16 protein-coding genes and 1 tRNA gene are annotated in these 12042 nt (G+C 36.2%); 1 reads left to right on the forward strand and 16 read right to left on the reverse strand.

Annotated elements, in window-relative coordinates; translation table 11 throughout:
- Positions 1-126: 126 nt before the first annotated feature.
- The 5 genes from EKM68_RS03915 to yycF all read right to left on the reverse strand — a co-directional run bounded on the left by EKM68_RS03915 (position 127) and on the right by yycF (position 5749).
- The gene (locus tag EKM68_RS03915) at positions 127-927 is read right to left on the reverse strand and encodes an MBL fold metallo-hydrolase (RefSeq protein WP_404810791.1); all 801 of its coding nucleotides are present in this window, start codon (positions 925-927) and stop codon (positions 127-129) included.
- Positions 920-1741 (reverse strand): two-component system regulatory protein YycI, encoded by an 822-nt coding sequence (locus EKM68_RS03920; RefSeq protein WP_125588362.1) that lies wholly within the window; start codon positions 1739-1741, stop codon positions 920-922. The genes EKM68_RS03915 and EKM68_RS03920 overlap by 8 nt, the downstream gene beginning before the upstream one ends.
- Positions 1742-1744: 3 nt before the next feature.
- Positions 1745-3058, reverse strand: coding sequence for a YycH family regulatory protein (locus EKM68_RS03925; RefSeq protein WP_125588363.1), 1314 nt, complete (start codon positions 3056-3058; stop codon positions 1745-1747).
- A complete protein-coding gene (walK, locus tag EKM68_RS03930; RefSeq protein WP_125588364.1) occupies positions 3048-4946 on the reverse strand; it encodes a cell wall metabolism sensor histidine kinase WalK in 1899 nt (632 codons plus the stop codon). Before walK ends, EKM68_RS03925 begins: the two co-directional genes overlap by 11 nt.
- Before the next feature lie 98 nt (positions 4947-5044).
- Entirely contained in the window at positions 5045-5749 is a 705-nt protein-coding gene (gene yycF / locus EKM68_RS03935) for a response regulator YycF (protein WP_125588365.1), read from the reverse strand.
- 166 nt (positions 5750-5915) lie between these two features.
- Here yycF and EKM68_RS03940 point away from each other — a divergent pair.
- Positions 5916-5988, forward strand: a tRNA-Lys gene (locus EKM68_RS03940).
- 1039 nt (positions 5989-7027) lie between these two features.
- Here the strand turns inward: EKM68_RS03940 and EKM68_RS13845 are convergent.
- The 11 genes from EKM68_RS13845 to EKM68_RS03990 form a co-directional block, all read right to left on the reverse strand.
- Positions 7028-7180 carry a hypothetical protein gene (locus tag EKM68_RS13845; protein ID WP_404810792.1) on the reverse strand — a complete coding sequence of 51 codons (153 nt, stop codon included), beginning with the start codon at positions 7178-7180 and terminating at the stop codon, positions 7028-7030.
- A gap of 319 nt (positions 7181-7499) precedes the next feature.
- Positions 7500-7838: a hypothetical protein gene (locus EKM68_RS03945; RefSeq protein WP_125588366.1), complete on the reverse strand. Its 339-nt coding sequence runs from the start codon at positions 7836-7838 to the stop codon at positions 7500-7502.
- Positions 7839-7866: 28 nt separating this feature from the next.
- Positions 7867-8292, reverse strand: a complete 426-nt coding sequence (locus EKM68_RS03950; RefSeq protein WP_125588367.1) for an ArpU family phage packaging/lysis transcriptional regulator — start codon at positions 8290-8292, stop codon at positions 7867-7869.
- The gene (locus tag EKM68_RS03955) at positions 8289-8732 is read right to left on the reverse strand and encodes an ArpU family phage packaging/lysis transcriptional regulator (RefSeq protein WP_125588368.1); all 444 of its coding nucleotides are present in this window, start codon (positions 8730-8732) and stop codon (positions 8289-8291) included. Before EKM68_RS03955 ends, EKM68_RS03950 begins: the two co-directional genes overlap by 4 nt.
- A gap of 89 nt (positions 8733-8821) precedes the next feature.
- A complete protein-coding gene (locus tag EKM68_RS03960; protein WP_125588369.1) occupies positions 8822-9574 on the reverse strand; it encodes an ATP-binding protein in 753 nt (250 codons plus the stop codon).
- 15 nt (positions 9575-9589) lie between these two features.
- Complete coding sequence (locus EKM68_RS03965; RefSeq protein ID WP_125588370.1) at positions 9590-10438, reverse strand: DnaD domain protein; 849 nt, start codon at positions 10436-10438, stop codon at positions 9590-9592.
- Between the two features lie 11 nt (positions 10439-10449).
- Positions 10450-10698 (reverse strand): hypothetical protein, encoded by a 249-nt coding sequence (locus EKM68_RS03970; RefSeq protein ID WP_125588371.1) that lies wholly within the window; start codon positions 10696-10698, stop codon positions 10450-10452.
- Positions 10698-10973 (reverse strand): hypothetical protein, encoded by a 276-nt coding sequence (locus EKM68_RS03975; RefSeq protein WP_125588372.1) that lies wholly within the window; start codon positions 10971-10973, stop codon positions 10698-10700. Before EKM68_RS03975 ends, EKM68_RS03970 begins: the two co-directional genes overlap by 1 nt.
- 6 nt (positions 10974-10979) lie before the next feature.
- Positions 10980-11342 (reverse strand): DNA replication protein, encoded by a 363-nt coding sequence (locus EKM68_RS03980; RefSeq protein WP_125588373.1) that lies wholly within the window; start codon positions 11340-11342, stop codon positions 10980-10982.
- Positions 11343-11541: 199 nt separating this feature from the next.
- Positions 11542-11805 carry a hypothetical protein gene (locus EKM68_RS03985; RefSeq protein ID WP_125588374.1) on the reverse strand — a complete coding sequence of 88 codons (264 nt, stop codon included), beginning with the start codon at positions 11803-11805 and terminating at the stop codon, positions 11542-11544.
- 21 nt (positions 11806-11826) lie between these two features.
- Positions 11827-12018: a hypothetical protein gene (locus tag EKM68_RS03990; protein ID WP_225422957.1), complete on the reverse strand. Its 192-nt coding sequence runs from the start codon at positions 12016-12018 to the stop codon at positions 11827-11829.
- Positions 12019-12042 lie beyond the last annotated feature (24 nt).

Below are 12042 nucleotides of genomic sequence, written 5' to 3' on the forward strand. Positions count from 1 at the left end.
TTCCCCACTTATCACTATACTTAATATAACCTTAAATTTTGAAAAAATTATGAAGAATTATTGTAAAAAAAGTGTACAAAAAAATAGAGGCCATCACAGTCTCTATTATAGTAATCTCAGTCAAATTTATAAAGTTATCAGCGGATCAGCGATTTTGGGGTCAGTATCCATGATCTGAAAATCATGTCCAACTCCAAAATCGTGCTGCTCCAAAATCTCAGTTACAGAATCACGAGCAATCTTTTTCGTATTATTCTCAGGACTCAAGTGTCCTAAGTAAATCTCCTTAGTCTTGTTGCCAATGACATCCATAATGGTTCTAGCACCATCGTCATTTGACAAGTGACCCTTCTCACTGAGGATACGTTGCTTCAATGGCCATGGATACATCCCATCACGCAACATTTCAATATCGTGATTACACTCCATCAAGTATCCATCAGCGTTCTCGATCGTCTTAGCAACTTTTTCTGAGACATATCCAGTGTCAGTCAAAATCACAAATTCCTTACCATTATGGTAGAACTTATAGAATTGTGGATCGGCAGCGTCATGAGATACAGCGAAACTTTGAATATCAAGGTCGTCCAAAGTCAGAACTTTGTTGTGTTCAAAAACATTCTTCTTTTCTTCAGGAACTTTACCGATTTTTGATGCCATCGCTGCCCAAGTCTTCTTGTTAGCATAGACATTCAAATCATAACGTCGTGCCAAAACTCCGACGCCTTTGACATGATCCGAATGTTCATGCGTTACAAAAAGAGAATCAATGTCATTGATATCCTTTCCGATACTCTCAAGTGACTCCTTGATCTTCTTACCTGACATCCCTGCATCAACCAAAACATGATGCTTAGGTGTCTCGATATAAGTCACATTACCTGAACTGCTGCTGACTAAAACACTTACCTTTAAATCATCACTCACTATCTTCGTCTCCTGTTGTTGCTGTCGTTGTTGAACTTTTAATAATATTACCAGTAAACGCATTGACCTTCTTCAGAGAATTGACCTTACTGTCCTTGTTCTGAATCGTCACGAACCAAACTGGTATATAGATCGTACTGCCCTTGGCCTCCGTAAGTTTAGCATATGCCAAGTTTGCGTATGTGATTTTGGAATTATTTGGAATCTCTGAATTAGTATACAGACTCGAAATAATATCCTTTTCACTCTTTGTGGTTTCCTTTTCGTGCAGGATCATTAAATCATTCACGTAAGTTTGGGTATAACCGACAACCTTTTTATTTTCAACGTCAAATGTAACACGGCCGGACTTGTCATACAACTCTCCGACATCATCAGTCTGGGCATAGACAATTTGAGAAGAGGTCGACAATTGCGGCGCATACTTATATTTAGAACCAAATAAGACATTTGCTTCTTTCTTCAAAAAACTATTTAATTTTTCTTTCCTATTAGACTTGGTAATTGAAATAGGGTCATTCAATGAACTATCAAGTTTGTGATCAGTGGAATCATATTGAACTGATTGATCTCTCAAACGATTGACATTATTAGCCAAAGAACTATTGGGACGTGAGCCCAGATAGTAAGCAGTTCCTGTTTTAGAATCTAATTTTCCAAAACTAATATCACGCTTACGCATATCGGCTACTGTCGAAGTTGTTGTATTACTGCTGGATACGATCTGTTGACCATTGCGGAATGAGAACAGCAACCAAATATCCAGTGAAAAGAAGACAATCAAAAAAATGATTTCAATTCTTCTAAAATCCATTTGCTATTCCTCCTCTGCAGACTCATTTGTCCAGTCGCTGTATGTCTTCCAATGACTACCTATTCTAATGTAATAAGTTGGTGTAAGGTCGATAACGTCTTCGTTATCAGCTTCACTTTCCCATTGATATCCCACTTCAATATCTTGAATATCATTAGGTGAATAACCAGCCTTTTCCATTCCCTTTAAGATATTTGTAGTTGATTTCAGAGTCGTAGCTGACTGATCTGACGGAACCGGAACTTCTAGAACTTTATTCAGGAAGTACTCCGTGGTCCCGTTACGACTAAACTTGATTTTGATCGAACCAAATTGACTCTTCTTAAAAATTGGGAATCCTTCAACATACTCACGGTATGTCAATTCCTTTGTGCTCCAATCAGCATTATACAAACGCAAGTTGGAAACTGAATTTTGCAAATTGACCGCTTTGTTATAACCACGTTGGAAAAACGACAATCTATCCTTTGGTACCGAGGTATCCGTATAATCATAGAAGGTCAATTCACCTTTATCGTGATCAGAAATCAGACGCTTAGTCTCACCATAATTATAGGTATAAACATTTTCAGCTTGTGATGTAACTAAATCATCACTATTTGAATCAAACAGGGCCGTTGTATATTCAGAATCCTTCTTACCACTCATAACATACGAATAAGTTCTCATCTTAATTGGTTCCGTATAGAACGTAAATACACCGTGTTTCAAAAGATTCAAACGTACCTTTAAGTCAATATTTGTCTTCCGTGCTAACTTCAAGATTGGTTCTGATGAAGCGCTCTTAACCTTGGCACGATAGACTGCATAATTACTATCATTAGCGAGATAAATATAATTATCCTTTTTATTCTTCAGTGTGAAGATTATCCGATTAAATGAATAATCTTTGGCTTGTCTCAAAGCCGTACTATCTAATAAATAACCTAAAGTCTTAACGGAGATCGCCGTTGGATAGACTAATTGAACGGCATTCTCTTGTTGGATCATCTTTTGATATTTGGCTCCGTCTTTTTTGAAGATTTGTTTAGGTTCACCAACATTCCAGTCTTTCATAACTTTTTGAATACTCATCGAAATATTTTCTTCATTATTATAAATCAAGCGTTGATCAGTACCATCTTGCCAAATAACTTGAGTTGGACTGATGACTTGATCAATTGGAATCTTATTCTTATCAGTATCAGTCGTGGTAACATCAATATTTCTACCCGCTTGATAGCGAGCGGTATTAGTCCAAATATAGAAGGATAGGACAATACTGGTGATAACTGCTATCACTAGTAGGATCTGTACGATTAATCGACTAAATTTCATCCCATTCTCCTCCCGTCTCATTAGGATCAAATGGCAAGGAGATGTAGAATGTTGACCCCTTACCTTCAGCACTATTTACCCAAATTCTACCTTTGTGCTGCTCAACGATTTCTTTGGAGATAGATAATCCTAGACCTGTACCACCTTGCTTACGTGATCTAGCCTTATCAACTCGATAAAATCTCTCGAAGACTTTCTTGATATCCTTTCTGGGAATACCCAAGCCTTCATCTGAAATACTAATGATGATATGCTTATTAGTCTCCAGCAAGCGACACGTTATAACGCCACCATCTGGGGAGTATTTGATAGCATTATTCATAATGTTATCCATAACCTGTGTCATCTTATCAGTATCTAATTCGACCCAAAGGTCCTTGTTCGTGAAGATACGCTTAATGCGATAATTCTTAACGACCTTCGTGTCATCTTCCTTAGCATCGGCCTTTTCCTTTTTCAACATCATATCGAATCTGTCCAGTATATAAGAGAAGAACTCATTGAAGTTGACTAATTCTTTATCCAATTTTGAACGTCCTTGATCCATACGTGACAAACTCAATAAATCTTGAATCATACGGATCATTCGGTCGGTTTCTTCAGCTGTAACATTCAAGAATTGTGGGGCTAGCTTTTGGTCTTTCCAGGCACCATTGTTCAACGCATCAATATAACTACTGATACTCGTTAATGGTGTACGAAGCTCATGTGAAACATTCGAAACGAATTGACGACGTTCACTATCGATCTTCTGTTGTTCAGTGACATCATGTAGAACACAAACCATACCACTGATAAAACCACTATTTCTTTGAATCAACGAGAAGTCAGCGTTCAAGATCAATGAGTTATCATCATTCTCATCGTATTCTTCATCTGGACCATCACTAGTTTCGATCACCATTGGATCAGGGTTCTCCAACAATTCATCAAAAGTGATTTTGTCGTCGATACCGAGAACTTCAACTAATGATTTACCATCAGCTTCTTCTTCATCCTTGTTCAAAAATTCCTGTGCCATTTCATTAATAACGGTAATATTACCCAATCTATTTGTAGCAATAACACCATCGGACATTTGTGTCAGCACACTGTCCAGTCTTCGTCGTTCAGATTCCGAATTTTCCGTCGCTTCTTCAACTTTGACCGATAGATCATTAACTGCCATAGCCAATTGTCCCAACTCATCAGGAGAATAGACACGGACTTGTCCAGAGTAGTCTCCCTCAGCCATTCTAACGGCCTGTTGCTTCATTTCATCGATTGGTCGGGTAATTGCACGTGAAATGAAAATAGCAATGACTGCGCCCAATAAACCGGCTACTAGAGATGCAGTAAGAAAAATAACAATAATATTATTTATACCCGTGTATACAGATTCCATGCTAGCACGGACATAAACTGCACCAACGATCGAACTATTATCTGGCGATGAAACTGGTGAAACTGATTCATAAGAACTACCAGTCCCTTTGTCATAGTAAATCTGCGTAATCTTCTTACCATTACTAATACTTTGCTTGATCTGGTTCTTCATTGTCTTAGTACCGATTAATGAAGACTTGTCGACGTCCTTAGTCCCAACGATGATGCCGTTACGGTCTACGATTTGAATATCAGTGATATCTGAATTATTGCGCGCATAATCTTGGATAACGTTGCTAATATTATCACGCGTGGCACTGTCATTATCATTCAAATTATCAGAAATTTGATTCAACGTATATGCTGGGACTACAATTGAGTTTTCGAAATCTGAGACATTCTGTTCCTCAAGTCTCTGCACGAAATAAGCCCCAATTATTTCGATTGTGACGATAAGAATTAAAATAAAAGACAATCCGATTTTGAAGTTAATCGAATGTAAAAACACGAATCTATTTTTCAAAATATTTCCACCTATAAAATGTAATCAATTAGTTTTTATTATACAGCTTTCGAGATAACAAAAAAACTGACTCCTACTACGAGTCAGTTCAAATACGACTAGGCTTCTGCATCAGGATCTCTGAGGTAGTAACCCACGCCACGTCTAGTCATTAGCCATTCTGGCTGACTAGGATTATTTTCAATTTTTTCACGAAGACGACGGACCGTAACGTCCACAGTTCTAACATCTCCGAAATAGTCATAGCCCCAAACTGTTTGAAGTAAATGTTCACGTTTCATTACTTGACCAATGTGCTGAGCTAGATAATACAATAGTTCAAACTCACGATGAGTCAATTCAATTTCTTTACCATTTTTTGTTACCGTATAAGCATCAGGAAGAATAGTCAAATCACCAATCTTGATTTCGCTATTCTTGCTTTCGTCATTTTGCACATTTCTTTGTGTTCTTAAACGAGCCTTCACACGAGCAACTAATTCACGGTTAGAAAATGGTTTGGTCACATAGTCATCAGCACCAAGCTCCAAACCAATAACCTTATCAATCTCAGTATCTTTAGCGGTCAACATAATAATCGGTGTATCTTTAGTTTTTCTTACAGTTCTAGCTACTTCCAACCCATCAATTACCGGAAGCATCAAATCCAGTAGAATCAGATCAGGATCATCTTCCTCTACCTTATCAAGTGCCTCTTGACCGTCAAAAGCTGTTATGACTTCGTAGCCTTCATTTTCCAAATTGTATTTAACAATATCAGAAATTGGCTTTTCATCATCTACTACTAGAATTTTTTTTGCCATATTATCTCTCCTTGACGTGATTATTATACTAGTTATATGCTATTAAAACAAAATCAACATAATCGTAACTTAAAAAAATAAAAATTTTATTAAAAAAGTACTTGCTTCACATTTTGTCTGTATGGTATTATATATCTCGTTGATTGATACAACACATCTAACAAATGGGTGGCTAGCTCAGCTGGCAGAGCAACGGACTCTTAATCCGTGGGTCCAGGGTTCGATCCCCTGGCCACCCATCGAATAACATTTAACCAGTTATATTAAGTGCTTAAAGCACTGGTATAACTGGTTTTTTATTTTTCTTGATACTTTTAAGAATCAGCTTATGACATCTTTATGGTAGTCAATTTGGTAGTCAATTACAACAAAAACAAAATTACTGGGCGGGCGTTGGTCATCACATTTAATGTGGTGGCTTTTTATTTTGACCTGAGTCGGCAAAATTCCTAGTCAGCTTATCATAATCATTATTTATACATTTCATAGGTGCATCCTGTGTATCAGTTCAATAATTAATCACATTACTTTATGTTTCATCAATATAGGGATGTCATACATAACATTCTGATCGGCCTAAATTCCGGCTGATTAGAAATACATACCGGCCAGTATATAGATGCTAACAATTGCTAACATAGTACTAGGTTTTACTAGGTTGAAAAAATCAATATTATTAAGTAATAAAATGCTATATTGACAAGCTTTTGAGCGGCAATTTAATCACTGTTTTAGGGTGCACCCCTTTTTGTTGTATTCCATCATGATTTTGCTAACAATCGCTAACAAAAATTTAATATTCATATCCGCCATATTGTCGGTTACAACAGTAGTAATATGTAGTAATTTTTTGTAACAGTGTGACGTCCTAAAACAGTACTGTATTAGGGAGGCGTATATTATGTCTCCCTTTTAATTTGCCCTTAGTATCAAGCAACTTAACATTACTTAACTTTTAAGTAGGGTTATGACAGGTTTTAACAAGTTTTATAGTTGGATCCGATCGGTACAGGTTTCGTTATTTATCTGTTTATTTTAAATAATTGTGTTTTAAAAGGGTGTAACGTTTCGTTCCGCCGGGGGGCATTATATTAATGACCCCTTTAGGGTGTCGGAAATGTCGGAATATATAATTTTAGGGGCAACAATTTGTAATTTACCTTAAGAATTATCTATATGACTATTAAATTATCATTGCTTAATAGATAATCATTATTGGTAGCAAGTTGGGGCGGTGGCTATTTCTGAAAGGCTGGTGATGCTTATGGTGTAATTTACCTAAGCTCGTATCACATCAAAATGAAAGGGATAACCTACTACGGGTCTAGATGTCGTTACGTCTTTGATCGTAAAAATTATAGGTATCATCTTAGCAAGTTCCATTTTGCTAGGGTCTATGATTTTACTAGTAAAAGCGTGGCGTGTACTCATCAGGACATTAAAAAAGTAGACCGCTGATTACTTTGGCAAGTTAATCGGTCTACTAATCTAAAATATAATTATGTCACCGTCTTAAACGGGCTATCTGGGGGATGTTCATAGCATCCCTCTTTTTTTATTACATTGATATTGTATCACGTAATGTAATGTAAAGTAATGTTTAAGGATTAATTAAAAGAATATCAATTCTTTAGGGTCTGACATATCTGACATTGGATTAAAGTTATCCAATCGGTAATATTCCTTTTTAGGGGCTGCCTTATCTGCCCTTGAGGCGGGATAAAAGACATCAAGGTAATAAAATAATAATTTATTTTTCCTTTAGGGTGTCCGATTTGTCCGAAGGAGTCCAAAATGTTTTAACGGTTTTTTGATCTGCCATATTTTCCCACGGGTTGCCAGCTCTTTTATCTGCATCTATTAATACCCTTTGAATTTCTTGAATATCTTTATTTAAATCAGTAGTAATATTCATTAACTTATCAAAATCAGGGCTTATCATTTTCATCAATTCGGGGTCGTTTATTGTTACCGCATCATCTAATGATCGTAACGTTGTACTCATTGTTGATAAGCCATTGAATACATCAATTGATTTAAGCATTCCTTTACTAAATTCATTCCCATTTAATGTAACATCTTTAAGCATTATCATTACTCCTCATAGCCTTAATCCATCAATGCTGATCCTCATATACATGTAAGTCAGTTACATTCATGAAAGCATCCGCAAAATTCAAAAAGGCTCTATTTTTTAATACGTTAAACTGAGCGTGTCCATAACCTAGTAAGTCCTGAACATCTACGTTCATCATTTGTTTTATATAAACGTTTATCAAAATTTTATTGCTTGGATCGGGACAACTGTTAATTGACTTGATCGTAGTTTTTACAATTTCTTGAGCTTCAAAATGACCTATGATCTTATTTTCTTGCCCGTTACCGCTGTTATTATGACTTGTTGGTGTAACACTAAACCGCGGCGATTGAACTTCTAACATGCTATAACCAGCCATTAATACAAACCTTTGAAAGTCTTTTTCAAAATACTTTCTAACACTGACATACGTTTTTTTCTTGTTAATGTCCGGCATAAGCTTCATTGCTCTACCTCATTGCCTGTGACATCTTTATATACGTGCAAGTCAATATAGGTAAAAGCATCCGCAAAATATACGAGTGCGTTCTTTTTAAGTTGATTCAACTTTGTACTTCCACAACCGATAAGATCACACATATCTAAATTTGTTTGATTATTGATGAAACCAGACTTAATAATAACTTTATACTCTTTGGGAAAGTTATTAATTATCCGCATGGTTTCAATAACAATATCTTTAGCATTGATTTGCGTAATGGCTTGATCCTCTTGAGTATTCCTGACATTGTCCTTATTGCCAGTACGATTAAAATTAGGGGATTGGATATAGCTTAAATTGATATGTGACTGTGCTACTAACCGTGGAAAGTCTTTATAAAAGAATTCTCTAACATTCTGTATGGTTGCTGCTTTATCTATTGCCGGTAAAATACTCAATACCATCAATCCCCCCGTATGATATACTTAAAGTGAAATTCATCATACGTAAGTCGTCAGTCGTTCGAGTTCTCTTGAATGACTTTTTTTGTGCATTAATTTACATATCGGCGGTAGTCCTCACTATCAAATTTAATAACATTGTTCCCTCCGTCAGTTCTGAACAATCGGCTTACTAACTTGTCATTATAAATCTGTGCCAGTTCTGTACCAGTATGATTAGTCGTGATAATTGTTGTTTTATGATCACGATATTGAGCTATCTCAAATAACTTTGATTGTGTGAAGTCATTAGATTCTCTAACTGTACGTTTCATCGAGCTATCTGAACCTATGTCATCAAGTACCACAATGTCGGCTAGTTGAATAGCTCTCATAATCTTATTGACTTCATTCATTGCCTTGTCATCTTTAAAACGGTGGGCGAGCGACATTAGCATTGTAAAATCAACAAAGTAGCAAGTATGTGTACTTCTTAGTTGATTCAACACCGCAATTGCTAACATACTTTTACCACTGCCGGGTACTCCCGTGAAAGTATAGTGGTGGCATTCGCCTTCTTCAATCCGCTTGGCAATACTTTGAGCCTTTGAAAGCTCTCTAGCTTGTTTGCTATTAGTTACATTGAAATCCTCAAAAGTCTTCCGTAGGGATGATGGTTGACCGATAAGGGAACTCTTGAATGTTTCTTTACGGTCATGCTGATAATATGCTTGAGTTGCCTTAATGTCATCATCCCTCATACGTTTCTCCCGATCGGCTGAGGTTTCCTGAGGTACTTTAGTAATCCCATGCTTTTTGAGTAATTTAATTGTTTTTGGATCAAACACATTACTAAGATTCTGCATTAATAAACCTCCAATCTAGAAATATAATCCGGTTTCTTTGGCACTTTGTTCTGAACGTTCTGAAAAACTTTCACTACGTCCAGTAGGTGCGTTATTACTGTGACGTGTATTATTACTTGCCTTGATATTATCCAACGTGTACAAGTCGGAATTCACCCAATTCATTAAGATTTTGCTGGTATACTTCCAGTTCCTTGCACCGTTTTCAACGGTCAACTTTATGGCATACTTAACAATCTCAACAGCTTCACTGTTAGACGTTTCATGTTCAACAAAATCATTTATAGACTCTTGCAATTGCTGCACCAAAATAGGGCTAGTGACTCCAATGTTTTGCTGATAGTACGTGATTAGATCTTTGAAGTCGGTATTATCCCTTGGGGCTTGATCGTCAGCATCAACGTGAGTTGGGGCATCGTCGTCATGATGATCTTGTTGAGTATTAGTTAAGTCTTGTTGAGTATTAGTAATAAGGTTCGTTACCCGGTCATTTACCTGACTTGGTACCTTGTTTTTTACCCGTTCACTTACCCGGTCATTTACCCAATCATTACCCGGGCTTTTACTCAATTCGTCATATAGCTTAATAATTTTGTAAGTAGGTGCCTCTATATTACGTTTACCTTTTTCGTACTCGATTAATCCATCCTGTTGTAGTTTATTACGTGCTGAAACTAGTCCATTTGTAGATAATCCAGTCAAATTAAGCACCGCATCATTTGTGAGTCTGAAAGATTTGTCCAGAAGCTTTTTGTCATTCGCATAGTCTAGTAACTCACGATAAACATTATTCTGACTTGCTGAAACTCTCATTTCATACATTTTAAGATCACGGTACGCTCTACGTTGTTTAAAGTAATCCATAGACGTTACCTCTACTTATCTGATCGGGTTATTAACCCATTGTCTTCTAGCTCTTGTGATAGCCTTTCTATTACATCGGGATCACTTGCCAGCGCCTTAAATTGAACTACCGACATCTTTGGAAATAGGAACGTTATTTTATACTTTTTGATAATACCTATTAGATACATTTCTTTGGCTAAATTAGATAGGTGATTAACTCGTTTTTGAATTGAAAGTAAGTTCTCAATATCATTTTTGATAAATTTATTTTTCCTCATTATGCTAGCTCCAATTCATAAATATTTGTTTTTACGAACCCGGCTGCGGCTAACTCTTTAATTGCTGAAATTTTATTGTTAGGATCCATAGCATCATTCATAGATTCAAACCCCGAAATAGATTGATCACTACCATTAGTTGCTTTACTTATAGCTGACAGACACATACACAAGGCGTCACAACTTAATGTATTGTTGTTTATCGAAATATTTCCGTTATTAACGGCTTCCATCAGCTTACTGCCTAAAATTTCTACTTTTAGTTGTTTATTCATTATTATTTATCCCTCATTTAATTTAAGTTCATCCTCAAAACAAAAGTTACTTCTCCAATTATTCAAATCAATTTGTTGAAGTTTCAACTTCCTACGTTCCATATCATTGATCTGATTACTGAATGACGCTAAACCTAGAGAACGTTCATAATCTGTAGTAGCAATATATAAACCTTTGCTGTCTTGAGAACGCTCTGACACGATTGGTACGCCTTTCTTTATCAGATCACTTACAACTAACCTGATACGTCGTACCGACATTCCTGTAATGGTGGAAATATCCACGGTGGTAGCTCTACCATCAATTCCATTAGGGATGAGCGATAAAATTTTACTTTCGTCGCTGCTTAATTTTTCTTTATGATCCATACATTGAGCCTCACTTTACTGAAATTCGATGTTAGAATAAGAGTGTAATTCAATTACAAAATTACTTGAGTAGCCTTGTCAACTTTGGTCGGTAGCAAGGCTATTTTTTTATGCTCTTTTTTCATCATCGTTGTAACTCCATTCTGTTACTAAATAAGATAAATCTAATCTATTGAGATATTCGCCCGTCCAGACTTAACTAATGATTCTCAATAAAATCTAAAATATCTTTTTTAGCATAAAGTACTACACCTTGAATCTTATGGGATGGTAGCAACCAACTGTCGTATGTACTGCCACTCACGCCCGCAAACTTGATAGCATCTTTACGTTTTAAATATTGCTTGTCCAATGCTGCATCGCGGCGGGCATCCTCAATACTTTTAGTAACAATTGTGTAAATTTCTTGTTTAAGTGCATTAGACTGATCCTCTGACAGCATTACAGATATACCTTGAGCCATATCATTCACCTCCTTTTAAAATTAGGCCTTAATTTCTTTAGTTAATTCACTAATCGCATCTAATACACGTTGTTTACGTTCATCATTTAAAGGCGTTCTAAGCCAACGTGAGAAAGTTGAGTCAGTAATACCTATAGTATTCGCAATTTCCCAATATTTTAAATCTTCATTCTTTATTTTTTCTCTTAATTTTTCATTTTTATAAATAATCATACTTTCACCTTTCTTTTTACGCTT

The sequence above is a fragment of the Companilactobacillus jidongensis genome, from assembly GCF_003946575.1.
GTDB classification, from domain to species: Bacteria; Bacillota; Bacilli; order Lactobacillales; family Lactobacillaceae; genus Companilactobacillus; species Companilactobacillus jidongensis.